Annotated in this window: 23 protein-coding genes; 11 read left to right on the forward strand and 12 right to left on the reverse strand. The window is 66.1% G+C overall.

All coding sequences use genetic code 11. From position 1 onward, the window contains the following. The first annotated feature begins 5 nt into the window (after positions 1 to 5). Positions 6 to 2,474 carry a DNA topoisomerase (ATP-hydrolyzing) subunit A gene (locus IRG63_RS10205; protein WP_193510052.1) on the forward strand — a complete coding sequence of 823 codons (2,469 nt, stop codon included), beginning with the start codon at positions 6 to 8 and terminating at the stop codon, positions 2,472 to 2,474. Here IRG63_RS10205 and IRG63_RS10210 read toward each other — a convergent pair. From IRG63_RS10210 to IRG63_RS10225, 4 genes are read right to left on the reverse strand one after another with little or no spacing between them, the layout of a single operon-like run. After that, positions 2,460 to 3,530, reverse strand: coding sequence for a YihY/virulence factor BrkB family protein (locus IRG63_RS10210; protein WP_168627746.1), 1,071 nt, complete (start codon positions 3,528 to 3,530; stop codon positions 2,460 to 2,462). The genes IRG63_RS10205 and IRG63_RS10210 overlap by 15 nt on opposite strands. A gap of 45 nt (positions 3,531 to 3,575) precedes the next feature. Further along, a complete protein-coding gene (locus IRG63_RS10215) occupies positions 3,576 to 4,121 on the reverse strand; it encodes a DUF3618 domain-containing protein (protein ID WP_168627403.1) in 546 nt (181 codons plus the stop codon). Continuing rightward, entirely contained in the window at positions 4,118 to 4,537 is a 420-nt protein-coding gene (locus IRG63_RS10220) for a phage holin family protein (RefSeq protein ID WP_168627404.1), read from the reverse strand. The genes IRG63_RS10215 and IRG63_RS10220 overlap by 4 nt, the downstream gene beginning before the upstream one ends. Beyond that, positions 4,534 to 5,208: a hypothetical protein gene (locus IRG63_RS10225; RefSeq protein WP_193510053.1), complete on the reverse strand. Its 675-nt coding sequence runs from the start codon at positions 5,206 to 5,208 to the stop codon at positions 4,534 to 4,536. The genes IRG63_RS10220 and IRG63_RS10225 overlap by 4 nt, the downstream gene beginning before the upstream one ends. A gap of 231 nt (positions 5,209 to 5,439) precedes the next feature. On the opposite strand from IRG63_RS10225, the gene IRG63_RS10230 reads away from it, so the two are divergent. Beyond that, complete coding sequence (locus tag IRG63_RS10230; RefSeq protein WP_193510054.1) at positions 5,440 to 5,805, forward strand: PLD nuclease N-terminal domain-containing protein; 366 nt, start codon at positions 5,440 to 5,442, stop codon at positions 5,803 to 5,805. Here IRG63_RS10230 and IRG63_RS10235 read toward each other — a convergent pair. Continuing rightward, positions 5,802 to 7,883, reverse strand: a complete 2,082-nt coding sequence (locus tag IRG63_RS10235; RefSeq protein WP_168627407.1) for a type IIA DNA topoisomerase subunit B — start codon at positions 7,881 to 7,883, stop codon at positions 5,802 to 5,804. The genes IRG63_RS10230 and IRG63_RS10235 overlap by 4 nt on opposite strands. A 237-nt stretch (positions 7,884 to 8,120) precedes the next feature. Here IRG63_RS10235 and IRG63_RS10240 point away from each other — a divergent pair, with 237 nt between their 5' ends. Next, the gene (locus IRG63_RS10240) at positions 8,121 to 8,348 is read left to right on the forward strand and encodes a hypothetical protein (RefSeq protein ID WP_168627408.1); all 228 of its coding nucleotides are present in this window, start codon (positions 8,121 to 8,123) and stop codon (positions 8,346 to 8,348) included. 47 nt (positions 8,349 to 8,395) lie between these two features. On the opposite strand, the gene IRG63_RS10245 is transcribed toward IRG63_RS10240, so the two are convergent. Further along, entirely contained in the window at positions 8,396 to 9,457 is a 1,062-nt protein-coding gene (locus IRG63_RS10245) for an alanine racemase (protein WP_193510055.1), read from the reverse strand. Next, the gene (locus IRG63_RS10250) at positions 9,454 to 9,969 is read right to left on the reverse strand and encodes an alanine racemase C-terminal domain-containing protein (protein ID WP_193510056.1); all 516 of its coding nucleotides are present in this window, start codon (positions 9,967 to 9,969) and stop codon (positions 9,454 to 9,456) included. The genes IRG63_RS10245 and IRG63_RS10250 overlap by 4 nt, the downstream gene beginning before the upstream one ends. A 133-nt stretch (positions 9,970 to 10,102) precedes the next feature. Between IRG63_RS10250 and IRG63_RS10255 the strand changes: the two genes are divergently transcribed. Further along, positions 10,103 to 11,125 carry a sugar-transfer associated ATP-grasp domain-containing protein gene (locus IRG63_RS10255; RefSeq protein ID WP_168627411.1) on the forward strand — a complete coding sequence of 341 codons (1,023 nt, stop codon included), beginning with the start codon at positions 10,103 to 10,105 and terminating at the stop codon, positions 11,123 to 11,125. On the opposite strand, the gene IRG63_RS10260 is transcribed toward IRG63_RS10255, so the two are convergent. The 3 genes from IRG63_RS10260 to IRG63_RS10270 all read right to left on the reverse strand — a co-directional run bounded on the left by IRG63_RS10260 (position 11,122) and on the right by IRG63_RS10270 (position 14,508). Further along, the gene (locus tag IRG63_RS10260) at positions 11,122 to 11,823 is read right to left on the reverse strand and encodes a coenzyme F420-0:L-glutamate ligase (RefSeq protein ID WP_168627412.1); all 702 of its coding nucleotides are present in this window, start codon (positions 11,821 to 11,823) and stop codon (positions 11,122 to 11,124) included. The two genes, IRG63_RS10255 and IRG63_RS10260, sit on opposite strands and share 4 nt — an antisense overlap. Before the next feature lie 33 nt (positions 11,824 to 11,856). Continuing rightward, positions 11,857 to 13,380 carry an RNA polymerase sigma factor gene (locus IRG63_RS10265; RefSeq protein ID WP_227412043.1) on the reverse strand — a complete coding sequence of 508 codons (1,524 nt, stop codon included), beginning with the start codon at positions 13,378 to 13,380 and terminating at the stop codon, positions 11,857 to 11,859. A 201-nt stretch (positions 13,381 to 13,581) separates the two neighbouring features. Beyond that, positions 13,582 to 14,508, reverse strand: coding sequence for a proteasome assembly chaperone family protein (locus tag IRG63_RS10270; RefSeq protein ID WP_168627414.1), 927 nt, complete (start codon positions 14,506 to 14,508; stop codon positions 13,582 to 13,584). 116 nt (positions 14,509 to 14,624) lie between these two features. On the opposite strand from IRG63_RS10270, the gene IRG63_RS10275 reads away from it, so the two are divergent. The 3 genes from IRG63_RS10275 to sucB all read left to right on the forward strand — a co-directional run bounded on the left by IRG63_RS10275 (position 14,625) and on the right by sucB (position 19,189). After that, positions 14,625 to 16,112: a leucyl aminopeptidase gene (locus tag IRG63_RS10275; RefSeq protein WP_193510059.1), complete on the forward strand. Its 1,488-nt coding sequence runs from the start codon at positions 14,625 to 14,627 to the stop codon at positions 16,110 to 16,112. Between the two features lie 94 nt (positions 16,113 to 16,206). After that, a complete protein-coding gene (gene lpdA / locus IRG63_RS10280; protein WP_193510060.1) occupies positions 16,207 to 17,580 on the forward strand; it encodes a dihydrolipoyl dehydrogenase in 1,374 nt (457 codons plus the stop codon). A gap of 46 nt (positions 17,581 to 17,626) precedes the next feature. Further along, entirely contained in the window at positions 17,627 to 19,189 is a 1,563-nt protein-coding gene (gene sucB / locus IRG63_RS10285; RefSeq protein ID WP_193510061.1) for a 2-oxoglutarate dehydrogenase, E2 component, dihydrolipoamide succinyltransferase, read from the forward strand. 93 nt (positions 19,190 to 19,282) lie between these two features. On the opposite strand, the gene IRG63_RS10290 is transcribed toward sucB, so the two are convergent. Beyond that, a complete protein-coding gene (locus IRG63_RS10290) occupies positions 19,283 to 20,707 on the reverse strand; it encodes a protein kinase (RefSeq protein WP_168627418.1) in 1,425 nt (474 codons plus the stop codon). A 49-nt stretch (positions 20,708 to 20,756) separates the two neighbouring features. Between IRG63_RS10290 and IRG63_RS10295 the strand changes: the two genes are divergently transcribed. Further along, a complete protein-coding gene (locus IRG63_RS10295; protein ID WP_193510062.1) occupies positions 20,757 to 21,482 on the forward strand; it encodes a DUF4191 domain-containing protein in 726 nt (241 codons plus the stop codon). A gap of 3 nt (positions 21,483 to 21,485) precedes the next feature. On the opposite strand, the gene IRG63_RS10300 is transcribed toward IRG63_RS10295, so the two are convergent. After that, positions 21,486 to 21,902 (reverse strand): RDD family protein, encoded by a 417-nt coding sequence (locus IRG63_RS10300; RefSeq protein WP_168627420.1) that lies wholly within the window; start codon positions 21,900 to 21,902, stop codon positions 21,486 to 21,488. A 151-nt stretch (positions 21,903 to 22,053) separates the two neighbouring features. On the opposite strand from IRG63_RS10300, the gene glnA reads away from it, so the two are divergent. The 3 genes from glnA (at position 22,054) to IRG63_RS10315 (ending at position 25,016) form a co-directional block, all read left to right on the forward strand. Then, on the forward strand, positions 22,054 to 23,478 hold the full coding sequence (gene glnA, locus IRG63_RS10305) for a type I glutamate--ammonia ligase (RefSeq protein WP_168627421.1): 1,425 nt from the start codon (positions 22,054 to 22,056) through the stop codon (positions 23,476 to 23,478). A gap of 69 nt (positions 23,479 to 23,547) precedes the next feature. Continuing rightward, positions 23,548 to 24,024 (forward strand): transporter substrate-binding domain-containing protein, encoded by a 477-nt coding sequence (locus IRG63_RS10310; protein ID WP_193510063.1) that lies wholly within the window; start codon positions 23,548 to 23,550, stop codon positions 24,022 to 24,024. Next, a complete protein-coding gene (locus IRG63_RS10315) occupies positions 24,021 to 25,016 on the forward strand; it encodes a cation diffusion facilitator family transporter (protein WP_193510064.1) in 996 nt (331 codons plus the stop codon). Before IRG63_RS10310 ends, IRG63_RS10315 begins: the two co-directional genes overlap by 4 nt. Positions 25,017 to 25,074: the final 58 nt, after the last annotated feature.

The following is a 25,074-nucleotide window of genomic DNA, read 5'->3' on the forward strand; positions in this document are numbered from 1 at the left end:
ATCCTATGACTACCCCCGCCACTCCCCATTCAGACGGCCAGCTCGAACGCATCGACGAGATCGACCTCTCCACCGAGATGGAAGGCTCGTTCCTCGAGTACGCCTACTCGGTGATCTACTCCAGAGCGCTCCCGGATGCGCGCGACGGGCTCAAGCCGGTTCAGCGACGCATTCTGTTCCAGATGAGCGAAATGGGCCTCCGCCCCGATCGCGGTCACGTCAAGTCCGCGCGCGTGGTCGGCGAGGTGATGGGCAAGCTGCACCCGCACGGTGACGCGTCCATCTACGACGCCATGGTGCGCCTGAACCAGCCGTTCATCCTGCGTGTTCCGCTCGTCGACGGGCATGGCAACTTCGGCTCGCTCGACGACGGTCCGGCCGCCCCGCGCTACACCGAAGCCAGGCTCGCGGCCCCGGCGATGGCGATGACCGCCGACCTGGACGAAGAGGTCGTCGACTTCGTCCCCAACTACGACAACCAGCTGCTCCAGCCGGAGGTGCTCCCGGCGGCGTTCCCGAACCTGCTCGTCAACGGCGCCAGCGGCATCGCGGTCGGCATGGCGACGAACATGGCGCCTCACAACCTGATCGAGGTCGTCGGCGCGGCTCGCCACCTGCTGCAGCATCCGGATGCGTCCCTCGACGACCTGATGTCGTTCGTACCGGGCCCTGACCTGCCGACCGGCGGCACGATCGTCGGTCTCGCCGGCATCCGGGACGCCTACGAAAACGGACGAGGGAGCTTCAAGACCCGTGCGCGCGTGTCGATCGAGCCGCTGACCGCGCGCAAGACCGGACTCGTGGTGACCGAACTGCCCTACATGGTGGGGCCCGAGAAGGTCATCGAGAAGATCAAGGACGGCGTCAACTCCAAGAAGCTCTCGGGCATCTCCGATGTCACCGACCTCACCGACCGCAAGCACGGCCTGCGGCTGGTGATCGGCATCAAGACCGGGTTCAACCCGACCGCGGTGCTCGAGCAGCTGTACAAGGTCACACCGCTGGAAGAGCAGTTCAGCATCAACAACGTCGCGCTGGTCGACGGTGGGCCCAGGACCCTCGGCCTTCGCGAGCTGCTGCAGGTCTACCTCGACCACCGGATCTCGGTCACCACCAGGCGGAGCCGGTTCCGTCTGGCCAGGAAGCAGGAGCGGCTGCACCTCGTCGAGGGCCTGCTCATCGCGATCCTCGACATCGACGAAGTCATCCAGGTCATCCGCACCAGCGACGACAGCGACCAGGCCAGGACGCGACTGAAGGATGTCTTCGACCTCAGTGACGTTCAAGCCGAGTACATCCTCGAGCTGCGCCTGCGCAGGCTCACCAAGTTCTCCCGCATCGAGCTTGAGGCCGAACGCGACAAGCTGCAGCAGGAGATCGCGGAGCTCGAGCTTCTCCTGTCCGAGCCCGCCCGCATCCGCGCACTTGTCGGTGACGAGCTCGAGGCCGTCGCGGAGCTCTACGGCACGCCCCGGCGGACCCTCCTGACCGAAGCGCGGCCCTCCGTGGCCACGACGAAGTCAGCGCGTGGTGCCGCGCCGGTGCTGGAGATCGCGGATGCGCCCTGCCGCGTTCTGCTCTCCACGACCGGTCGGGTCATCCGGGTCGATCTCGGTGACACCGGCGACCTGCCGGGCAAGCCCGCCCGCCGCAGCAAGCACGACGCCATCCGCTCGATCGTGACCACGACCACTCGCACCGAGATCGGCGCCGTCACCAACCTCGGCAGGCTCGTGCGGCTCTCCCCTATGGACCTCCCGGTCGTGCCGGAGAACTCGGTGCAGCTCGCGGCGGGAGCGAAGATCGCCGAGTATCTTGCGCTCGACTCGAAGAAGGAGCGGGTGCTCGCGCTCGTCTCGCTCACCTCGGACGCACCCATTGCGCTCGGCACGGCGCAAGGTATCGTGAAACGGGTATCGCCCGGGGAGTGGCCGAGCAAGCCTGACTTCGAGCTGATCTCGTTGAAGGCCGGCGACGAAGTCGTCGGCGCCGCTCAGGGCAGCGACGCGGAGGAGTTCGTCTTCGCAACCTCCGACGCGCAACTGCTGCGCTTCTCCGCCTCAGCCGTTCGACCGCAGGGCCGCAGCGCGGGCGGGATGGCCGGCATCAAGCTGGGCTCTGGCGCGCGGGTGATCCTGTTCACCTCGATCGACCCGGCCGTGACGAACGTGGTCGCTACCGTGTCGACCAGCCTGTCGACGATCGCCGGAACCGATCCCGGACGCGCGAAGGTCTCCCTGCTGTCTGAGTTCCCCGCGAAGGGACGCGCAACCGGTGGTGTCCGGGCGCATGCGTTCCTGAAGGGCGAGGACATGCTCGCACTCGCGTGGGCAGGACCGGAGCCGGTGCTCGCGGTCGGAACGGATGGCGCGGTGCGCACGCTGCCGGATACCGGGGCCAAGCGCGACGCATCCGGAGCCGCCCTGGATGCGGTGATCGGCTCGATCGGGACGAGCGCCTCAGCGCTCGCCTGAGTTCCGCTCCCGCTCGGCGGCGTCCAGCCGGAGCGCACGGCCGCGCTCTAGGTCCTCTTCTTCCTTCTTCGCAGCCTTGTCGCTCTTCTTCGTATCACGCGGTGGCAGCTGAATCGTTTCCTCCGCCTCGATACCGGCCTGCAACTGACGGCCACGCTCGAGTTCCGCGTCGAACTCGGCGCCGAACAGCAGTGCGAGGTTCACGATCCACAGCAGCAGCAGGAAGATGATGACGCCCGCGAGTGAGCCGTAGGTGCGGTCGTAGTTGGAGAAGTTCGCAACGTAGATGCCAAAAACGATGCCAGCAATGACGATGAGCAGCAGCGCGATGAACGCTCCGATGCTCATCCAGCGGAACTTGGGCTGCTTCGCATTCGGCGTCGCGTAGTAGAGAATCGCGATCATCGCGATGAGGATGATCGCGATCACCGGCCATTTCGCGATCTCCCAGACGATGCGAACTGTAGTGCCGAGGCCGAGCGCCTCGCCTACTGCGTCAGTGACCGGACCGGAGATGACGAGGAGCAACGTCATGATGAGGATCATGACGATGCCGATCAGCGTCACCAGGAGCTGGGCCGGCTTGAGCTTGAAGAACGTGCGCCCTTCCTCGATTTCATAGATCCGGTTCATTGCGCGTGTGAACGCGCCCACGTAGCCGGACGCCGACCAGATGGCCAGCACGATTCCGAGGACCAGCGCGAGCCCGGCGCCGGGGGCGGAGCTCAGTTCTTGAAGCGGCCCCTCTAGGCCGGCCGCAGCATCCGGTGCGACCTGCTCGACGGTCCCCAGTATTGCGCGCGTAGCCGCTTCGCCCTGGCCGAAGATCCCGAGCAGTGAGAAGAGCGCGAGCAGGGCTGGAAAGAGGGCAAGCACCGAGTAGTAGACAAGCGCCGCTGCGATGTCGATGCACTGGTCGCTGCTGAACTCGCGAACCGTCTTGCGAAACACGTACTTCCACGACGGTTTCTCGATGTCGGTCGGCGAGTCCGGCTTTGCTTCGTGCTCCGGATGCGGCGCGTCGGTCTTGGCTCGTGCGTCTTGCTCCCTGACCACCTGATCCCTCCCCTGCTCGCGATCTCCTTGCTCGCCATTCAGGAACTACTGGTTGCGCATGTCCTGCGCAGCCGTGCCGGCCTCGTCCTTCACGTGGGCTCCTTCGGCCTTGGCCTCGGACTTGACGGTGTCAACGCCCTCCTGGGCACGACCCTTCACAGCGTCGACGGACTGCTTGGCGGGTTCCTTGAGGTGCTCGCCCATCTCCTTTGCGACATCTGTCGCCTGATCGACCAGTGGCTGAGCCTCCTCCTTCACCTTGGTTGCCATCCTCTTCTCCTGCTCGCTCGCAGGAATAAGCGAGGCGACGAGCCAACCCAGGCTGAACACCGCAAGACCGACAGCGAGGGGGTTGCCCTTGGCTTTGTCGACCGCTGTGTGGCCAGCCTCGGAGATGTTCGTGGCGACGTCGTCGCCAGCGCCCATCACCCGGTCGCGTGCGGAGCGCATCGCGCCGCGCATGCGGCTGGTCTGGCGTTGCACCATCTTCGAGGGTGTCACCTTGTCGGCGAGAGCGTCGACGTTTTCGCCGAGTTCTTCACGAGTGCGTTCGATATCCGACCGGATGCGGTCGGGATCGGTGTTGCTCATTGGTTCTCCTCATTTCGCTTCAATGCGTCTGGAATCTTCTTGACTGAATCGACGGTGCGGGGCATCCCGCGGACCGACTGCAACTGCTTGCGGCCCACCATGTACAGGATCAGCGCGATGATCGCCCACAAGACTGCGACGACCACTGCCGACCATCCCCTGCCCATGAGGTAGCCGAGCGCCCACCAGAGTGCTAAGGACAGGAAGAACACGGCCATCAGGGCGCCGTACACAGCGCCGCCCATCATCCCGGCTCCTCGACCGCCCCGTTTGGCGGTTTCTGTCAGTTCAGCCTTCGCGAGTTCCAGCTCCTGACGCATCAGGGTCGAGAAGTCGCGAGTGACTTCGCTGATCAACTCTCCGAGTGACGCGCTGGAGGCTTTTTCCTCCGACGGGGTGGGAACTTCGTCGCTCATGGTCGAACTCCTCCGGGGGCGCCGGGGTTGGTGTCGGACGTGTAGCCGGTGCCGGTTCCCGTCGTCGTGCCGGGCATCGTGGTCCCGGGCGTTCCGGTGTAGGCCGTGCCGAGCGCGTCATCCGGAACCGGGGTGGTGCTCTGGGTTCGGCGAACGCCGGGCTGGCGCTGGTCGTCCGAGTCGCCGCCGCTGATGATCCCGCGAGTCAGCCTGCCGACCGCGAGGCCTGCCAGTGCTGCGATTCCGATGAAGACACCGGGGCGCCGCCTGGCGAACGAGCGGACCTCGTCGATGATGTCACCGGGTTCGCGTTGCTCGAGCCATCCGGCGATGTCGCCAGCCTTGGATGCGGTGGTCGAGACCAGCTGCGATGCCATGCCCTGGTCCTCCGACCGGTCGGCCATGCTCCGCAGTTCGTCGCTCATAGTGCGCAGACTCGAGGCTGCGCGGCTCTGTTGACTGCTAGCCTGATCGCGAAGCTCCATCTTGGCTTCGTCATACATTTCGCGCGCCTGGTTCTTGGCTTCGCGGGCGACGCCCTTCGCTTCGTCGGTGGCGGTGCCGGCAACGCGCTTGGTGGACTCGGATGCTTCGTGTCCCACCTTGCTCGCCTGCTCCTTTGCGCCGCCGCCCTCCGTGGTTGATGGAGTCGTCGGGTAATCAGTGGACATGATGATCCTCTCGGGGAAGGACCGCTCCCGGGGTTCGGGGCGACCGGGTTCCTGATCTTGGGTCCACTATTGAACGGCGTTTGGATGTTCCGCTCCCAGAGTCGACAAACGTCCAGCACCATTTCAGTGCGGATGCAGACCGGAGTCAGCCAAGGCTCAGGCTGGGGGCGGATGCGCCGAAATGCTGATCATGCTCCACCTTTCAGCGCACAACTGAATACACTTCGACTCATGCACATCATCATCTCTGTCGTCATCTTCTGTCTGGTGCTCGCGGCACTCATCGACATCGTGATCAGGGATGAAACGCAGATCCGCCACCTGCCCAAGCTGGTGTGGATCGTCCTCGTGATCCTCTTGCCGCTGATCGGCTCCATCATCTGGTTCTCGGTTGGTCGCGAGTACCGAACCGTGGAGGATCGCGGCAGCTTCGGTGATCCCCGACGCTGGGAGAGCGCGGAGCCCGCGGCCGCACCGGTTCGAGCCAAGTCGACCGAGGAGCAACTGGCCGAGCTCGAACGGGAGATCGCGGAGTACAAGGAGCAGGAGCGCATCCGCCGCCTGAAGGCGGAACTGGACGAGCGGCGCAATAACTAGACGTCGATGCGGTCGCGGCTCAGCGCCGCTGAGCCGGCCACGATGAATTCCTTGCGCGGCGCAACCTCGTTGCCCATGAGCAGCTCGAAGACCTTCTCGGCTCGCTCGGCATCCTCGATGCGAACGCGGCGCAGCGTGCGGTGACGCCGGTCCATGGTCGTCGTCGCGAGCTGCTCGGCATCCATCTCACCGAGACCCTTGTACCGCTGGATCGGGTCCTGGTACTTCCTGCCGCTCTTCTTCAGCGCCGCGAGCACCCCGGCGAGCTCCTGCTCGGAGTAGGTGTAGATGGTCTCGTTCGGCTTGCTCCCGTGGTTCACCGCGATCACCCGGTGCAGCGGCGGCACCGCCGCGTAAACCCGCCCATCCTTGATCATGTCCGGCATGTAGCGGAAGAACAGGGTGAGCAGCAGCGTCCGGATGTGCGCGCCATCGACATCCGCGTCGCTCATGATGATTACCTTGCCGTAGCGCGCGGACGACAGGTCGAAGCTGCGACCAGAGCCGGCGCCGATGACCTGGATGATCGATGCGCACTCGGCGTTGCCAAGCATGTCGGACACTGATGCCTTCTGCACGTTCAGGATCTTGCCCCGGATGGGCAGCAGCGCCTGGTACTCGCTATCGCGGGCCAGCTTGGCCGTTCCGAGCGCGGAGTCACCCTCGACGATGAACAGTTCACTGTTCGCCACGTCGTTGCTGCGGCAATCGACGAGCTTGGCCGGCAGCGACGAGTTCTCGAGCGCGTTCTTGCGACGCTGGGTCTCCTTGTGGGCGCGAGCCGAGACGCGCGCCTTCATCTCTGCGACGATCTTTTCGAGCACGAGCGTCGTCTGAGTCTTGTCGTCGCGCTTCGTCGACGAGAACTTGGCCGCCAGTTCCTTGACCATCACGCTGGAGACGATGTTGCGCACCGCCGGTGTGCCGAGGACTTCCTTCGTCTGGCCTTCGAACTGCGGCTCCGGGAGCCGCACCGTGAGCACCGCGGTGAGCCCGGCGAGGATGTCGTCCTTCTCAAGCTTGTCGTTGCCCACCTTCAGCCGGCGGGCGTTCTGGTCCACCTGAGCGCGCAGGAACTTCATCAGCCCCTGCTCGAACCCGGCGAGGTGCGTTCCGCCCTTCGGCGTCGCGATGATGTTGACGTAGCTGCGCACCTCGGTCTCGTAGCCGGTGCCCCAGCGCAGCGCGACGTCGACGTCGCACTCACGCTCGAGTTCGGTCGGCACCATGTGCCCCTTGTCGTCGAGCACCGGAACCGTCTCGGTGAACGTGCCCTTGCCCGTGAGCTGCCAGGTCGCGGTGAGCGGAGCGTCCTTGGCGAGGAAGTCGACGTACTCCGAGATCCCACCGTCGAACCGGAACGTCTCGCGCACCGGCTCGTCGCCGCGCTCATCCACGATGTCGAGGGACAGCCCGCCGACGAGGAAGGCCGTCTGCCGCGCGCGCTCCAGCAGGCTGTCGAGCTGAAAGGTCGCGCCCTTTGTGAAGATCTGCGGATCCGCCCAGTAGCGCACGCGTGTGCCGGTGACGCCCTTCGCCACCTTGCCGATCACCCGCAGTTCGCTGCCAGAGACGAACGGCGTGAACGGCGCATCCGGTGATGGCTGGCCGTTGTCGGAGAAGGTGCCTGGCTCGCCGCGGTGGAAGGACATCGCCCAGGTCTTGCCATCCCGGTCGACCTCGACGTCCAGGCGCGCCGAGAGCGCGTTGACGACGGAGGCGCCGACACCGTGGAGTCCGCCAGAGGAGCGGTAGGACTGGCTGCCGAACTTGCCACCGGCGTGCAGTTTGGTGAAGACGACCTCGACACCGGAGAGCCCGGTCTTGGGCTCGACGTCGACGGGCACGCCTCGGGCGCGGTCGCGGACCTCGACGCTGCCGTCCTTGTGGAGCACGATCCGGATGTCGTCACCGTGACCGCCGAGCGCCTCATCGACCGAGTTGTCGATGATCTCCCACAGGCAGTGCATGAGCCCGCGCGAGTCGGTGGATCCGATGTACATGCCGGGACGCTTGCGAACGGCTTCGAGACCCTCCAACACCGACAGGTGCCGTGCGGAGTAGTCCGATGATGCCATTTCGTGCCTCCAAAGCTGCGGCCTCAAGCTGTTTCTGGCCGTTTCAAGACTAACCAGCGCCGGCGACGTCCCCACGCTCCGACACCCGTTCGCGCCCGCCTTGTCTGCCTCAAGTTGAGCACCTGGTCACAGTTCTTCGCGGTAAGCGAAATCCCTCCGCGGAAGGTAAGGATTGTCGGCGGGGCGTGTTTGTATAGATATACGTCCCCGACGATCGGTAAGCGTGAGGAGAAGCAGATGTCACAGATCACCGCAGAGGCCACCGCAGTGGATGACAAGCGCCCGCTCACCGCTCTCGATCGGTGCGACAGTTGCGGAGCGCAGGCCTACATCCGAGTCATGATCGGCGAGAGCGAGTTGTTGTTCTGCGCCCACCACGGTCGCCGTCACCAGGAGAAACTGGCCCAGGTGGCAACCGGCTGGCACGACGAGTCCGCCCGGCTGGCCGAGAGCCACAACGTCTGATCTTGTGAAGAGAAGGCCCGCTGATTGCGGGCCTTTTCTTTTGCCTCTCAGTCGACGTAGTGCCGGGGCACGCGCGAGCTGACACGTAAGACGAGCTCCTCGCCGATGGTGCCCATCGCATCCGCCCACTCCTGCGTGGTCGCCTCACCCGCCGAGCCGTCGCCGAACAGCGTCACCTGGTCGCCGACGGAAACCTCGGACCCGGTGACATCGATGATCGTCCGCAACGGTTCGACCGCAGTGATCGGATGCCGCACTCCGCCGATCGCGACCGAGACCGCCCCGGCCGCGTCGGAGAGCAGGCCGAGCACTCCGCCGTAGCCGATCTCCGCGAGCGTGCGGCCGGCATCCACGCGCACGGCGCTCACTCGATCGCGTACGGTCATCGCCGGCCGGAGGCCAAGCTGGCCGGGCCCGACCCCACCGCCGGGTGCGATGCCGTACAGGAACGCGCCGATCCGCACCAGGTCGAAGCGGGCATCCGCGCGAGCGTAGGCAGCGGCACTCGCGGCGACGTGACGGGTCGCGCTGTCCAGTCCGTGCTCGCGCGCGAGCTGCACTGCGGACTCGTACTCGGCGATCGACCTGCTGTCGTCCTCATCCGACGCCTCGGCGAGATGCGTCCAGAGCCCGTACACCGACACACGACCCGCGCGCTGCAGCTCGGCGGCGCGTTCGGTGAACTCCGACCACCGGTCGGGCAGCACTCCGGCTCGGTGCAGGCCGCTGTCCACCTTCAGGTGGATGCGCGCTGTCAGGTCCCCCGCCGCTTGCGCAACCCGCTCGAGGGTCGCGGCATCCGTCACCCCCAGGTCGATGCCGGCACGCACCGCGGCGCCTAGCTCCGAGTGCGAGTCGAACACCCAGGCGAACACCATCGCATCCGGAACGAGCGAGCGGACGCGGAAGGCGCCGTCGAGGTCGAGCGTGCCGAACCGGCGCACTCCTTCGCCGACGAGCACCTCGAGCACCTGCTCCAGGCCGTGGCCGTAGGCGTTGTCCTTGACGATCGCGAGCAGCTCAGCCGGCGCAACGCGATCGCGCATCACCTGCACGTTGTGCCGGATCGCCCCGGTCGACACCTGCGCGATGGCCTCGACCGGGGTCATGCTGGGGTCTCCGTTGTCACCCGGTTCAACCCGGCGAGCAGCGACACCGGATGCTCGTCGACGCTCTGCGCCCAGTCGGTCAAACCCAACTCACCCGCGCTCGTGCTGCCGAAGAGCACCACCCGTTCGCCGAGCGTCGGTGTGCTGTCACCGGCGTCGATCACCATGACGTCCATCGCGACTCGCCCGACGATCGGCATGATCCGTGGGCCACTCGAGTCGTCCCAGGTGACGGATGCCCGGTTGCCGGCCTTGCGCGGCACGCCGTGACCGTAGCCGATGGCCGCGAGCAGAAGGGTCGTGTCGTGTTTCGTCCTGTAGGTGTGTCCGTAAGAAACGCCCGCGTCGACCGCGACCCGCTTCACTGACACGACCTCCGCGGTCAGCCGCACCGGGTCCGTGGCGAGGCCACCGATGAACGCAGACACCGCCTCTTCGTCGCCGCCCTGAGCGGCGGCGAGCCGAGCAGCCTGAGCCGCGGACAGCTCGAGGATTCGCGCGTTGGACGTCACAGCGATCCAGCATAGTTTGAGCCGCCCGCGCGGTCCGGTCGGGCGCACCCTTCGCGGATCGCGCAGGCGACCGCCGTTAGAGTTGAGTTTGCTGATCGGCGCATCCCGTGCGCCGCCGACAGGAGACAACACAGTGAACGCCAAGAAGCTCAGTCTCGGCACACGAGCGCGCTACCTCTTCCTCCGCGTGAAGGGTTTCAACTTCTCTTCGGTGTGGTCGCGCGCCCGCGACGTGGCGAAGCAGCACAATCGGTCGACGTTCGGGGTGTTCGTCGACATGCTGTGGTCGGCCGCGTTCCACAACACCGCGTTCCAGGACTACGTCGACTTCGAGTTCGCGACCCTGAACCGCCAGGAGCGCGCCACCTACATGACGCACTCGCTCTCCAATCACCTCGCGATGACCTACGACGACCCCAAGTATCGGGAGCTGTTCCACGACAAGATCGAGTTCAACCGGGTCTTCGACGAGTTCCTCGGCCGCGAGTGGCTGGACATCCGTGAGTCGAGCGCCGACGGGGTCCGCGACTTCTTCGAACGACACCGGACTGTCGTGGCAAAGGAGCCGTTCAGCAACTCCGGGCACGGGGTGCACCGCCATCGCTACGAGGACGTCAGCGACTGGGGTGCCTTCTACGCCGAACTCAAGCAAAGCGGCCAATCGCTCATCGAGGAGAACATCAAACAGCACCCGACGCTCGCCGAGGTCTGCCCTGGCACCGCTAACACGACCCGCATCACGACCTTCTTCGACGGTGACCGCACCCACGTCCTGTCGATGGCTCAGAAGTTCGGCCGCGGCACGGTCAGTGATCAGCAGACCTACGGCGGCTTCTATACGATGCTGAACCTGGACGGCAGCGCACGCGGGGCAGGCTACGACTCTCACGGCAACGTGCACGCGACGCATCCCGAGTCCGGGGTTTCGATCCCCGACTTCCAGCTGCCGATGGTCCAGGAGATGTTCGACTTCATCGACCGCGTCGCCCGCACGGTCCCGCAGATGCAGTACGTGGGCTGGGACGTCGTGATCACCGCGGACGGGCCGGTGCTCGTCGAGGGCAACTGGGCGGCGGGCGTCTACGAGAACAAGCCAAGCGTCACCGGCATCCGCACCGGCAGTCTCCCCCGCTTCCGCGAGGCGATCGGCTTCTAGCTCGCCGGACGGATGATTCCGATCGGCGTGCTCTGGTGGCCCTGGCCGAGCGGGTTGTCGGCGAGGATCCGCTCGACGCGCTTCTCCGCCTCACGATCAAGCGTGGAGCCGAGGACATTGCCGCCGAGGTCGTTGATGTCGACGATGAGCACATCGACCTTGTTGCCGAGCGCTTCGCGCAACTGCCGAGCGACATCATCCGGGCGCTCCGGGGCGAGAACGACGTACGTGTTGTAGGGCGGAATCGTCCCGCTCGTCGGCCCGTCGATGCCGCGGGCCTTCGCCCCAGCGACCCGGTAGAAGTCACCCTTGCGCCCGAACAGCTTGGTCACCGCGGCCACGCCGGCCGCGAGGAGGATGCGGGGTGTGCCGCAGTCCCGCAGTGCGCACTCCATGGTCTCCGGCATGCCGAGCCCGATGCCGCTCGGAGTCTTGGTGACGTACTTCGCGAGCGTGTAGGCGAGCTTGCGCGGCCTGATCGAGTCGATCGGGAACGCGCGACCTTGCGTGATCGCGACGATCTTCTCCGTCACGAACAGCAGGTCGCCGTCCTGCAGGTGTTCCGGCACAAACTCGGTGACGACGTCGACGATGTCGTCGTCGGCCATTACCAGCTTGGTCTTGATCGGGATGCGCAGGAACCGCCCGCCGTCGAACTCAACGTCGAGCTTCTTGCCCTGATTGGCTTCAGCGGCCATTTGCTGCGCTCCTGTCTGGACCGGTCGGACGGCTTACTCGAGGTAGTCGCGCAGTGACTGCGACCGCGACGGGTGACGCAGCTTGGCCATAGTCTTCGACTCGATCTGGCGGATGCGCTCGCGCGTCACCCCGAAGGTGTCGCCGATCTGGTCGAGAGTCTTCGGCATCCCGTCGCCGAGACCGAAACGCATCCGGATGACTCCGGCCTCACGCTCGGAGAGCGAGTCGAGCAGGCTCTCCAGCTGCTTCTGCAGCATGGTGAAGCCGACCGCGTCTGCGGGCACGACCGCTTCGGTGTCCTCAATGAGGTCACCGAACTCGCTGTCGCCGTCCTCGCCCAGGGGCGTGTGCAGCGAGATCGGCTCGCGGCCGTACTTCTGCACCTCGACGACCTTCTCCGGGGTCATGTCGAGTTCGCGGCTGAGCTCTTCCGGCGTCGGCTCCCGTCCGAGGTCCTGCAGCATCTGGCGCTGAACGCGCGCGAGCTTGTTGATGACCTCGACCATGTGGACCGGGATGCGGATGGTCCGCGCCTGGTCGGCCATCGCACGCGTGATGGCCTGACGGATCCACCAGGTCGCGTAGGTGGAGAACTTGAAGCCCTTGGTGTAGTCGAACTTCTCGACCGCACGGATCAGGCCCAGGTTTCCCTCCTGGATCAGGTCGAGGAACTGCATGCCGCGACCTGTGTAGCGCTTGGCGAGGCTCACGACGAGGCGCAGGTTCGCACCGAGCAGGTGCGACTTGGCGCGCTGGCCGTCCTTGGCAACCCACAGGAGCTCACGGCCGAGCTGAGAACGCTTCTCGGTGTCCGACATGCCCGACAGCTTGTCCTCGGCGAACAGGCCGGCCTCGATGCGCATCGCGAGCTCGACCTCCTCCGCGGCGTTGAGCAGCGGGACCTTGCCGATCTGCTTCAAATAGTCCTTGACCGGGTCAGCGGTCGCGCCGGTGATGGCGCTGGAGTAAACCGGGACCTCGTCCTCGTCGTCGACGAGCGACAGCCGGATGGCGCCGGTGGGCAGTTCCTCGACCCTGCCGCCTTCGGAATCGCTGTCAGAGTCGGAGTCGTCATCGGACTCGTCCTTCGCTGCTGCCTCGGGAGCGGCCACCTCTGTTGCCTCGGCATCGACGTCGACAACTGCGACGTCCTCGTCGTCAATGTCGACCTCATCGAGCTCTTCGACCTCGGTCTCAGGCGCTGCCTTCGCCTTCGACGCCGTGCTCTTCGCCGCACGAGTCGTCTTAGTCGCGGCCGTCTTGGTGGCAGCGGCCTTCCGGGCGGCGGGCTTGGTCGCGGTCGACTTCGTCGTCTTCGCAGTCGTTGCCTTGGCGGCCGTGCTCTTGGCTGCAGTCGTCTTCGCAGCCGCGCTCTTCGCGGGCGCAGCCTTCGCAGCAGTGGTCTTCGCGGGCGCAGCCTTCGCAGCTGTCGTCTTCGCCGCGGATGCGGCCTTAGCGGTGGCTGTCTTGGTGGCGCCGGGCTTGGTTGCCGTGGCCTTCGGGTCGTCAGCAGCCTTCTTGGAGGCCGACGACGGTGAGCTGGATCGGGTAGCCATGCGGTTACCTTTCTTGTTTGCGGAGTCGGCCGCCATCGTTGGTCACGTTAAGGCGCGTTCGGGAAACCGATTCCGGGCATTACTAAGACCCTTGTCAAGTCCGCGCCCTTTCGAATCGCTACCGCAAATCGAGAGAACAACGGAAATGACCGGGGTCCTAAGTCAATTATTACATGCGTTTATGGACGAACCTGACCATCGTCAGTGAGAGGGCGAATCCTCGTCCCCGTGGCGCCTCAGCGCAAGGAAGAACTCGAGCTCCGCCGCGATCTCGTCTGCCGACGGGAGCTCGCCGTCCTCATCCGTCAACGGAGAGCGAAGCGGGTTGCCCTCCATGTAGGAGTCGTGGCGCTGCTCGAGGGTTCCGACCAGTCGCGCGAGCTCACTGTTGTTCTCGACTTGGCTGTCGATCTTGGCCGCGAACTCGCGTCCCTCTTCTCGCAGTGAATCGGTCGCGAAGACCAAGCCGGTCGCCGCGCTGACCGCCTCGAGTGACTTGACCGCGGCATCCGGGTACTCGGTGTCGGCCAGGTAATGAGGCACGAGCAGTACGAAACCCGCGACCGGGTGGCCCTGCTCCTGAAGCCGGTACTCGACCATGTGCAGCGCGTTCGCGAGCACCTGGGTGTGCGGCTTCCACACCGAGTAGGTGTCGATGAGTTCGACGCGGTTGCCGCTCACCGTCATCTGGATGGGCCGCGTGTGCGGGACCGGCATCGGGATGGCGTGCACCCACGTGGTCGTCTTGACCTTGAACATGGCGACCAATTCGAGCACCGCCGCGGTGAACCGCTCCCACTGGAAGTCCGGTTCGTAGCCAGCGAGAAGCAGGAACTGCTGGCCGAGCTCATCCTGCATGAGGTGCAGCGCAAGGCGCGGCGGTTGGTAGTCGGTCAGGTGGTCCTGATCAAAGTAGATCGTCGGGCGGCGCGCGCGGTAGTCAAGGAGCGCGTCGTTGTCGAAGGATGCGATGACTCGCGACTGCAGGGTGGCGAGCACCGCCTCATTGAGTCCGGCGACCGCTCCACCGGCATCTGCGAAACCGGTCAGGCCGGCGACAAGCGGAAGTCCCTCAGGGACGTCGGAGACGTCGATGCTGAGTTCGTAGAGTTCGCCGGATTGGTACATACGTCGAGTTTAAGCGTCGGGCGGCGCACAACATTCCCGTAGGGCACCCTTGCATCAAGCCGATAGCGAACAGGCGGGAACGGGGCGCCATGATGAACCGCATTACGATTGCGGTCATGACTGTTCCCGCCCTTGCCGTGTCGACCGAATCCGCCCTCGACCAGAGTGTTGATGTCCTCGTGCTTGGGGTGAGCAGCACCGAATCCGGACCGCAACTTCGCACAGAGCTCGCCGACTTCGACGCCATCAAGAGCTCACTTTCGGCTCTCGGCGTGACCGGGGCCGAGGATGAGCTTCGTCGCCTCCCCTCCCCGAACACTTCCGTGGGCAGCATCGCCCTGATCGGGCTCGGCAGCGGTGAGCCGACCACAAACAGCCTCCGCCGGGCGGCCGGATCCGCCGCCCGCCAGCTCATCGGCGCCGGTTCGCTCGCGTTCGCGCTGCCAACCGCCGATGACGCGGGCGTGCAGGCCGTGCTCGAGGGCGCGGCGATCGGTGCTTACTCATTCTCGGCGTACCGCTCCGCCGCGCCGGAGAACGGCAAGCAGCCCGCAGCCAGCGTGACCGCCGTCGCCACCAGCGCCCCGGCGGATGACATCGCAGCTCGAGCGGCAATCGTCGCCGAGGCAGTGCACACCGTTCGCGACCTGGTCAACACGCCGCCGTCGGACCTCTACCCGGAGACCTTCGCGCAGGAAGCCCAGGACATCGCATCCGACGCGCCCGTCACCGTCACGGTCCTCGCCGAAGACGAGCTCGAGCGGGAGGGCTTCGGCGGCATCCTTGGTGTGGGCAAGGGGTCGACTCGCGGACCGCGTCTTGTCAAGGTGGAGTACTCGCCGGCGGATGCGTCCCAGCAACTCGCGCTGGTCGGGAAGGGCATCACGTTCGACTCGGGTGGACTCTCGCTCAAGCCGCCGGCGTCGATGGTCGGCATGAAGTACGACATGACCGGCGCAGCGACCTCGCTCGCGGTGACCGTTGCGGCGGCACGCCTCGGCCTGCCCCTGCGGGTGACCGCGTGGCTGTGCCTCGCCGAGAACCTGCCGTCCGGCTCGGCCATGCGACCCAACGATGTGCTGCGCATCCGCGGCGGCAAGACCGTTGAGGTGCTCAACACCGACGCTGAGGGCCGCCTCGTGCTCGCCGACGGGCTGGCCGCAGCGAGTGAGGAGCAGCCGGACGTCATCGTCGACATCGCCACGCTCACCGGTGCCGCCCGCGTGGCGCTCGGCGACCGGTACGTCGGCACCATGGGCAACGGCTCCGCGGTTGACGACCTCATCGCGGCCGCCACCGAGGTTGGCGAGACCTTCTGGCACATGCCGCTCCCAACCGAACTGCGCCCGCTGCTCACATCCGACGTCGCCGATATCACCAACGTGAAGATCGGCAGCACCGCCGCCGGAATGCTGGTCGCCGGCGTCTTCCTGCAAGAGTTCATCGGCAATTCTGCGGACGGTTCGCCCATCCCGTGGGTGCACCTGGACATCGCGGGGCCGGCGAACAACGACGGCGGCAGCTACGGCTTCACCGGCAAGGGACCGACCGGCGTGACCGTACGCGCGCTCCTCGCGTTCGCCGATCGGCTTTCACGCGCGTAGTAAGGTCATTACGGCGGGAATCACCGCCGCCCAGGGCCCCGCCGAGTTCGACACACGCGGGGCCGATGCAAGCAGAACCACAAGGGAGTTGCGGGTGTCCGAACAGAACTTTGACCTGGTTGTCCTCGGAGGCGGAAGCGGCGGATACGCGGCTGCACTCCGTGCGACCCAGCTCGGCATGAGCGTCGCTCTGATCGAGAAGAACAAGGTTGGCGGTACATGCCTTCACGTCGGGTGCATCCCGACGAAGGCGCTGCTCCACTCGGCCGAGGTTGCTGATGTCGCCCGCGACTCAGCAAAGTACGGTGTCAACACCCAGCTCGACGGCATCGACATCTCTGCGGTCACCGCGTACCGCGAGGGCATCGTCGCCAGCAAGTACAAGGGACTGCAGGGGCTGATCAAGGCGCGCGGCATCACCACGATCGAGGGTGAGGGGCGCCTGGTCTCACCGACCACGGTCGAGGTGAACGGCGACCGCATCACCGGCAAGAACGTCGTGCTCGCCACCGGCTCCTACTCGCGGTCGCTTCCGGGCCTTGAGCTCGGCGGTCGCGTGATCACCTCGGAGCAGGCGCTCACGCTCGACTTCGTGCCGAAGAAGGTCGCGGTGCTCGGTGGCGGTGTCATCGGCGTCGAGTTCTCGAGCGTCTGGCGCTCCTGGGGTGCAGAGGTGACCATCATCGAGGCGCTCCCCCGCCTTGTGCCCAACGAGGACGAGTCGGTCAGCAAGCAGTTCGAGCGCGCGTTCCGCAAGCGTGGGATCGACTTCAAGGTCGGCACGCGCTTCGAGAGCGTCACCCAGAACGAGAACGGCGTCGTCGTCACGGTCGAGGGCGGCGGAACCGTCGAGGCGGAGCTGCTGCTCGTCGCGGTCGGTCGCGGCCCGGTCACGCAGGGACTCGGCTTCGAAGAGGCCGGCATCACCATGGACCGCGGCTTCGTGCTCACCAACGAGCGCCTCGCCACCAACGTGCCCGGCGTCTACGCGGTCGGTGACATCGTCCCCGGACTGCAGCTCGCGCACCGCAGCTTCCAGCAGGGCATCTTCGTTGCCGAGGAGATTGCAGGCCTGAACCCGATCGTCGTCTCAGACACCAACATTCCGAAGGTCACCTACTCCGACCCCGAGGTCGCATCCGTGGGACTCACCGAGGCGAAGGCCAAGGAGCAGTACGGCGACAGCTCGGTGACCAGCTACGACTACAACCTCGCCGGCAACGGCAAGAGCTCGATCATCGGCACGACCGGCTCGATCAAGGTCGTCCGCGTCAACGACGGCCCGGTCGTCGGCGTGCACATGATCGGCGCCCGCGTGGGTGAACTCATCGGCGAAGCGCAGCTCGCGGTTAACTGGGAGGCGTACCCGGAGGATGTCGCGCCGCTCGTCCACGCACACCCGACGCAGAACGAGGCGCTCGGAGAGGCGTTCCTCGCCCTCGCCGGCAAGCCGCTTCACGCAATGTGACACGAACTAACCTAGAACCACGGTCTTCCAGAAGGAGCAAATACTGATGAGCGAATCCGTCAACCTCCCGGCACTCGGGGAGAGTGTCACAGAGGGTACGGTTACCCGCTGGCTGAAGCAGGTCGGCGACCGGATCGAGGTCGACGAACCTCTCGTCGAGGTCTCGACCGACAAGGTCGACACCGAGATCCCGTCCCCGATCGCCGGCGTGCTCGAGCAGATCCTCGTTCAGGAAGACGAGACGGTCGACGTCGGTACGCCCCTCGCGATGGTCGGAGACGGAACCGGCGGCGGCGAGGCTCCGGCCGCGCCAGCTGCAGAGCCGGTAGCAGCTGAGGCCGCACCGGCTCCCGCTCAGGAAGCTCCCGCGGAACCCGTGCAGCAGGAAGCGCCTGCCGCGCAGCCCGCTCCGGTCGAAGAGGCGCCTGCCGCTCCGGCTCCGGCCGAGGCGGCGCCCGCTCAGCAGCAGGTCTCGCAGCCAGAGGCTCAGCAGCAGGAGCAGCAGGCTCCTGCTGTAGTCCCGTCAACCGAGGCTCCCGCGCCCGCAGAGGCGGCTCCGGCCGCTCCCCCGGCTCCCGCGGCCCAGGTCGACCAGCCGCCGGCGGCGCCAGCGGCCGAGCCCGCTCCTGCACAGGAGGCACCTGCTGCGCCGGCCGCTCCCGAACAGGTTGAGCCGGCCACCGGCGGTGGCCACGCTGGCACCGGCTACGTCACCCCGATCGTCCGCAAGCTTGCGAACGAGAGGGGCGTCAACCTGAACCAGCTCTCCGGCTCGGGTGTCGGCGGTCGCATCCGCAAGCAGGATGTCCTCGCCGCAGCGGGCGGACCCGCCGAGGCGGGCGAAGCAGCGCCGGCAGCGGTTGTCAGCGCGCACGCTCCGCTGGAGACGTCGCCGCTGCGCGGCACGAGCGTTCCGATGTCGCGCCTTCGCAAGGTCGTCGCAGAGCGCGCGGTCGTCTCGATGCAGACATCCGCGCAGCTCACCACCGTTGTCGAGGTGGATGTGACGGCCGTCGCCAAGCTGCGTGACCGGGTCAAGGGCGAGTTCCAGCAGAAGACGGGCACCAAGCTCTCGTTCCTGCCGTTCTTCACCCTCGCGGCGGCGGAGGCGCTCAAGGCGTACCCGATCATCAACGCGACGATCGACGGCGACAACATCGTCTACCCGCCGCACGAGAACATCAGCATCGCGGTCGACACCGAACGCGGACTGCTCACCCCGGTGGTGCGTGACGCGAGCGACCTCAACGTCGCTCAGCTCGCGCAGCAGATCGCGGACCTCGCGGAGCGCACGCGTGACAACAAGCTGAAGCCGGACGAGCTCGCTGGCGGCACCTTCACGGTGACCAACACCGGCTCGCGCGGTGCGCTGTTCGACACGCCCGTGGTGTTCCTGCCGCAGTCGGCGATCCTCGGCACCGGCATCGTCACCAAGCGCCCGGTCGTCGTCTCCGACAACGGCATGGATGCGATCTCGATCCGCTCGGTCGTCTACCTGGCGCTGTCGTACGATCACCGCATCGTCGATGGTGCTGACGCAGCTCGCTTCCTGGTCACGGTGAAGAACCGCCTCGAGGAGGGCAACTTCGAGGGCAACCTCGGCCTGTAGTCGACGCAAACGCTCCATCCGGCCCCGCTCCTTCACTGGAGCGGGGCGGATTCGTTAAGGGGTCTCGACAAGCTCGACCACCGGAGTGGCGGATCATTCGAACAGGAGCTCGCGGATGCGCCAGCCTGCATCGCTGCGCACGATGAGGAGAGACGCTGTCGCGGCATCCGGCTCGACCGACACGGAGATCAGCACCGCGTCGCCCAGTTCCTCGACCAACTCGAGAGTTGCGTCAGCAACCCGGATCGGCGCGGACTCCTCTCCCATCTGGGCGAGGCGGATGGCGTCGGCGTCGCGCTCGAGCATCGCCGAGCCGGGCTGATCCACGGCATCGAGGCAGAGCACCGACCTGGCCTCGAAACATTGGTCCCGCGCAGCGAGCAGCGCTTCGGCGGCCGCCAATGGGTCATCGCCGAGAATGGCCGGATTGGCCGTCTCAGTTGAGGTAGGTTGCGCAACAACGGGCTGCGGTTCGAGATCAGAACCAGCTCCCGGCTGCAGAAGCACCGCTGTCGCAACGATGGCCGCCACCATGGCGGCCGCGGCGACCCAAAACGGCTTCCGCACTGTTCGAAGTGACTGCGCCGCTCGAAGCGTACGATCACGGGTTTTCTGCGCCCATTCCCCGGCCAGCGACTCCAGCCACGCAGGCAGGTGTGCGCCAGCCAGCACGAGGGACGGTGCAGCTGACGCTTCCGCCTCAGGTGCATCCCCGCCGCGCGCGATGACTATCCGAGCGGGCGGCCCCGCGATCGGCGGGACATCAAAGCGCATCGGCACGGGGTTAGCCGCGCGGAACAGCGACGGCGTCAGCGCGTCCCGCAGTTCCGTCGCGTTGTCGGGAACGTCGTCGAGGTCCACGGAGTGCACCCCGGCGGTTCCGAGCACAAGTCGCAGCAGGTCGACCAGCTGCCGGCAATCGGCAAGCGCACGATCGTGCTCTTCGAGCCGCGCTGTCGTGAGGCTGTACTCCTCTGGCGGTACCGGGAATGGGCCGATCAGCTCGGCGCGCCCGAATTCGGCCAGCACCGGTGCGCCCACCGCGTCGAAGTGGATCACGCCGGGTCGCAGGTCGCCATGTGCTACGCCGACCCGGTGAAGTTCCGCCACCGCTTCCAGTGTCGGCACCAGCAGAGTCACCGCCTCACCAGGAGCAAGACTGCCGCGGTCAGCGAGCAGCCTGGCCAGGCTCACCCGCCCCAATCTGGCCATGATCAGGCAGGGGCGGTCATCCGGGTCCATCGCGATGTCGACCAGCTCGACGATGTGACGATGTGAGACTCGCCCGAGCGCCTCGAGCTCGGTGTCGATCTCGCGCCGCGGTGTCCCCGACAGAAACCGTTTGATCGCGACCGTCTCCCCTGCACCATCCGGTGCGCTGCGGTGCCCGAGCCACACTTCTGCGCGGCTACCGGCACCGAGCAGCCGCACGAGCCGGTAGCCGCCGATCGAATCCACGAGCCGATCATCCGCCACCACCAAGCCGTGCCCCGACCCGGCTGCGGCCGCTGTGTTCACAGCGATGCTGGCGGGATTGGGGCGGAGCGGAAAGCCCTATCCTTGAAGCATGGCGCGAAGCGAGAAAGCCCCCAAGGCTCCGAAACCCCCAAAGGAGCCAGGCCGGCTCAAGCAGATGTACCAGGTGTACAAGATGACGCGCCGGGAGGATCCCGGCTCGGTCTGGTACATGCTCGCTGGCTTCGTGCTGCCGCTGCTCCTCGCCATACTGCTCGGCGTGCTGCTGGCGCGCGACAGCATCTTCGGGCTCATCATGTGGGTTCTGGCCGGCATCCTCGGTGGCCTTCTCGGCTTCATGATCGTGCTGGGCCGCCGCGCCGAGCAGGCCGCGTACAAGCAGATCGAGGGGCAACCCGGCGCGGTCGGTGCGGTGCTGAAGAGCTCACTCCCCCGCGGCTGGACCGGCAGCGAGATGCCGGTCGCCATCAGCCCGCGCACTCAGGACGCCGTCTACCGCGCGGTCGGCAAGGGAGGCGTCGTGCTGATCGGCGAAGGCCCAGCGTCGCGCACCCAGCGGATGCTGGATGACGAGCGCCGCAAGGTGGCCCGCATCCTCCCCAATGTGCCCATCCACGTGCTGCACGTCGGACCGGACATCGACTCCGTGCCGCTTGCGAAGATGTCGAAGAAATTCAAGCGCTACAAGAAGGCGCTGAACCGGGCAGAGATCTACGCGGTCAGCAACCGCGTGAAGTCGCTGTCGAGCAAGGGCACCAACCTGCCGATCCCGAAGGGCATCGACCCGACCAAGGTGCGCGCACCGCGCCCGCGCTGACGCTCAGACTCGCACCAGGACGGTGCCGGCAGCCAGGTCGTGAAGGCCGCGCTGGTCGTGGTCCCAGATCACTGCCGGGATCACCAGGCACAGCAGCATTGTGCGCACGACCGGCCGCCACACGCCGATCCAGCCCGTCTTCACCGGCACGACCCGCATCCCGAACACGAGATGCCCGATGCTGCCGGCCGCGAGGATGATGAACAGCACCTGCAGGCCGGCGAAGATCCACAGCGTCACCCACGGATCGCCACCGAAAAAGGCGAGCGAGATGATGTAGCCGGGGATCCAGTCGACCACGAGCGCCCCGATGCGGCGCCCGAGTCGGCCCACCGAGCGGGGTCCGGATGCGGGGAGACCGAGCCGCTTCCCCGGCCAATCATCGGAGGTGTCAGGGGAAGTCGGGGGTACGCTGGCCATCAGACCATCCTAGGAGCGCGCCGCGAAGGGCCCGTTCGCGGATGCGAAACACCGCCGAAACATTTGCGACACGGTTGCGAAATCGCCCGCGCATACCCTCGTTTTCATCAGCACTGCGACCGCCCACGCACAAGAAAAAGGAGTGCACTGCATGTTCCGCGATCCCTCGGAAGTCCTGTCGTTCATCAAGGAGACGGACGTCAAGTTCCTCGACATCCGCTTCACCGATCTGCCGGGCGTGCAGCAGCACTTCAACATCCCCGCGTCGACCGTGGACGAGGACTTCTTCACCGTTGGGCAGCTTTTCGATGGCTCGTCCATTCGCGGTTTCGCGAGCATCCACGAATCGGACATGCAGCTGATCCCGGATGTGTCCACCGCCTACATCGACCCCTTCCGCGTAGAGCGCACGCTCATCATGCTCTTCGACATCCACAACCCCCGCAATGGCGAGGTGTACGGGCGCGACCCACGCCAAGTGGCTAAGAAGGCCGAGAAGTACCTCGCCTCCACCGGCATCGCCGATACCGCGTACTTCGCCCCTGAGGCGGAGTTCTACATCTTCGACGACGTGCGGTACGAGACCAAGCAGAACCAGAGCTACTTCTATGTCGACTCCAGTGAGGGCGCGTGGAACTCTGGCCGGGTCGAAGAGGGCGGGAACCTAGCCAATAAGACGCCGTTCAAGGGCGGATACTTCCCGGTCAGCCCCGTCGACCAGCACGCGGACCTGCGTGACGACATCGTGCTCAAGCTCGAGGATGCGGGCCTTCAGGTGGAGCGCTCGCACCACGAGGTCGGCACGGCAGGCCAGGGTGAGATCAACTACCGCTTCGAGACGATGGTGCACGCGGCCGACGACATCCTGAAGTTCAAGTACATCGTCAAGAACACCGCCACCGAGTGGGGCAAGACCGCGACCTTCATGCCGAAGCCGCTGTTCGGTGACAACGGATCGGGCATGCACGTACACCAGTCGCTGTGGAGTGGCGGTGAGCCCCTGTTCTACGACGAGACCGGCTACGGCGGGCTCTCCGATATCGCTCGCTGGTACATCGGCGGCCTGCTGAAGCACGCGCCCGCGCTGCTCGCGTTCACCAACCCCAGCATCAACAGCTTCCGGCGGCTGGTCCCGGGCTTCGAGGCTCCCGTCAACCTGGTCTACTCGGCTGGCAACCGCTCGGCCGCTATCCGGATTCCCATCACCGGCACCAACCCGAAGGCCAAGCGCATCGAGTTCCGCGCACCGGATGCCTCCGGCAACCCGTACCTGGCGTTCGCCGCCCAGCTCATGGCCGGAATCGACGGCATCCGGAACAAAATCGAGCCGCTCGAACCCATCGACAAGGACCTCTACGAGCTGCCGCCAGAGGAGGCCCGCAACATCCCGCAGCTGCCGGGGTCGCTTGCTGAGGCGCTCGAGGCGCTCGAGGCTGACAACGACTTCCTGACAGCCGGTGGCGTGTTCACGCAGGACCTCATCGAGACCTGGATTGCGTACAAGCGCGAGAAGGAGCTTCTGCCCCTCGCGCAGCGCCCCCACCCCTACGAGTACGAACTGTACTTCGGGGTGTAGCCCGCGGCGGCTGGGAACTCGGCGCGATCTCACGGCGGTTGTTAGACCGGCGTGACTACTGTGGCCGGCATGCGTCGATCATTTCTCGCACTAGTGCTGGGAGTGGCCATCGCGTCGATGACCGGATGCACGTCGATCCCGGCGGACCCTGATGGGACCTTGGACCGCGTAACGGGCGGTGAGCTGCGCGTCGGCGTCTCCCACCATCCACCGTGGGTCGTCGTACCGGAATCCGGTGAGCCCGCTGGGCACGAGGCCGACCTCGTACGGGAGTTCGCGGAAACGCTTGATGCCAGCGTTGAGTGGGTCGCTTTGGGCGAGGAAGCGCTGATGCTCCACCTCGAGAACGGACGCCTCGACCTCGTGATCGGCGGACTGACATCGGATACGCCGTGGACAGATTCTGCCGGCGTGACCCGCCCCTACCGCGAGTCCACCAACGATCTCGGGCAAACGGTGCAGCACGTCATGGCCGTTCCGCTCGGTGAGAACGCGTTTCTCGTCGAGCTGGAGACCTTCCTTCACGAGAACGGAGAAGGACCGTGACACGTCGGTTCGGCAGGACCGAGCTGCCGCCGGAACTCCAGGACGTGCTGAAGCGAGCCATCCGGATCGAGTGGATCACCATCTGCTTCCTTGTCGTGACGACGATCCTGTTGGGGCTCGTGCTCGGAAACTCGCAGGCGATGAAAGCCGCGTGGCTCGAGGACCTGCTCTCGCTCGCGCCGCCGATCGCGTTCCTGGTCGCGGTGCGTGTCGTCAACCGGCCACCATCTGCCCGCTATCCGTACGGGCACCACCGTTCGATTGGCGTCGCGCACCTCGTTGCCGCTGTCGCGCTGACCGCGGTCGGAACTTTCCTGATCGTCGATTCCCTGAGCGGTTTGTTCCGGGCGGAGCATCCGACGATCGGGTCGGTCGTGATCTTCGGCCAACAGGTGTGGCTGGGCTGGCTCATGATCGGCGCACTCTCGCTCACGGTGGTTCCGCCGATCATCTTCGGCCGGATCAAGATGGAGCTCGCCGAACAGCTCCACGACAAGGTGCTCTATGCCGACGCGGACATGAACAAGGCCGACTGGATGACCGCGGCCGGGTCGATGCTCGGCGTGTTCGGCATCGGCCTCGGCATCTGGTGGGCGGATGCCGTCGTCGCGACGCTGATCGGCTGCAGCATCCTGTGGGACGGGTACAAGAACCTCAAGGCAGCGATCACCGATCTCGTCGACTCGCGCGCGACGACCGTGGACGACAGCGCGCCGCATCCGCTGATCCGTGAGGTCAACACCTATCTGCGGTCACTGCCGTGGGTAGAAGCGGCCGGTGCGCGCGTTCGGGACGAGGGTCACGTTCTGCACGTCGAGGCGTTCGTTGTGCCCGAAAGCGGGAAGGTGCGGCTCGAGCAGCTTCTGGAAGCGCGCGACGGATGCATCGACCTCGACTGGAAGATCGAGGACATCGTGATCGTGCCGGTGGAGGAACTTCCCGAGGAAGTCGGCGGTCCGAGCCGAGAGCGGCAGAGCGAGCGGAGCGGCTGAGGACGGGTTTCGAGACGATCGCTGCGCGATCCCTCAATCAGCGATTCCCGCGATCCCG

It is taken from the genome of Cryobacterium sp. BB736, assembly GCF_014980265.1.
Classification (GTDB): Bacteria; Actinomycetota; Actinomycetes; order Actinomycetales; family Microbacteriaceae; genus Terrimesophilobacter.

Bases quoted from the DNA above. Each gene is read 5' to 3' on its own strand.
- IRG63_RS10205 (WP_193510052.1), top strand. From the start codon at position 6: ATGACTACCCCCGCCACTCCCCATTCAGACGGCCAGCTCGAACGCATC.
- IRG63_RS10215 (WP_168627403.1), bottom strand. From the start codon at position 4,121: ATGAGCAACACCGATCCCGACCGCATCCGGTCGGATATCGAACGCACT.
- IRG63_RS10220 (WP_168627404.1), bottom strand. From the start codon at position 4,537: ATGAGCGACGAAGTTCCCACCCCGTCGGAGGAAAAAGCCTCCAGCGCG.
- IRG63_RS10225 (WP_193510053.1), bottom strand. From the start codon at position 5,208: ATGTCCACTGATTACCCGACGACTCCATCAACCACGGAGGGCGGCGGC.
- IRG63_RS10230 (WP_193510054.1), top strand. From the start codon at position 5,440: ATGCACATCATCATCTCTGTCGTCATCTTCTGTCTGGTGCTCGCGGCA.
- IRG63_RS10235 (WP_168627407.1), bottom strand. From the start codon at position 7,883: ATGGCATCATCGGACTACTCCGCACGGCACCTGTCGGTGTTGGAGGGT.
- IRG63_RS10240 (WP_168627408.1), top strand. From the start codon at position 8,121: ATGTCACAGATCACCGCAGAGGCCACCGCAGTGGATGACAAGCGCCCG.
- IRG63_RS10245 (WP_193510055.1), bottom strand. From the start codon at position 9,457: ATGACCCCGGTCGAGGCCATCGCGCAGGTGTCGACCGGGGCGATCCGG.
- IRG63_RS10260 (WP_168627412.1), bottom strand. From the start codon at position 11,823: ATGGCCGCTGAAGCCAATCAGGGCAAGAAGCTCGACGTTGAGTTCGAC.
- IRG63_RS10265 (WP_227412043.1), bottom strand. From the start codon at position 13,380: ATGGCTACCCGATCCAGCTCACCGTCGTCGGCCTCCAAGAAGGCTGCT.
- IRG63_RS10270 (WP_168627414.1), bottom strand. From the start codon at position 14,508: ATGTACCAATCCGGCGAACTCTACGAACTCAGCATCGACGTCTCCGAC.
- IRG63_RS10275 (WP_193510059.1), top strand. From the start codon at position 14,625: ATGACTGTTCCCGCCCTTGCCGTGTCGACCGAATCCGCCCTCGACCAG.
- sucB (WP_193510061.1), top strand. From the start codon at position 17,627: ATGAGCGAATCCGTCAACCTCCCGGCACTCGGGGAGAGTGTCACAGAG.
- IRG63_RS10295 (WP_193510062.1), top strand. From the start codon at position 20,757: ATGGCGCGAAGCGAGAAAGCCCCCAAGGCTCCGAAACCCCCAAAGGAG.
- IRG63_RS10300 (WP_168627420.1), bottom strand. From the start codon at position 21,902: ATGGCCAGCGTACCCCCGACTTCCCCTGACACCTCCGATGATTGGCCG.
- glnA (WP_168627421.1), top strand. From the start codon at position 22,054: ATGTTCCGCGATCCCTCGGAAGTCCTGTCGTTCATCAAGGAGACGGAC.
- IRG63_RS10310 (WP_193510063.1), top strand. From the start codon at position 23,548: ATGCGTCGATCATTTCTCGCACTAGTGCTGGGAGTGGCCATCGCGTCG.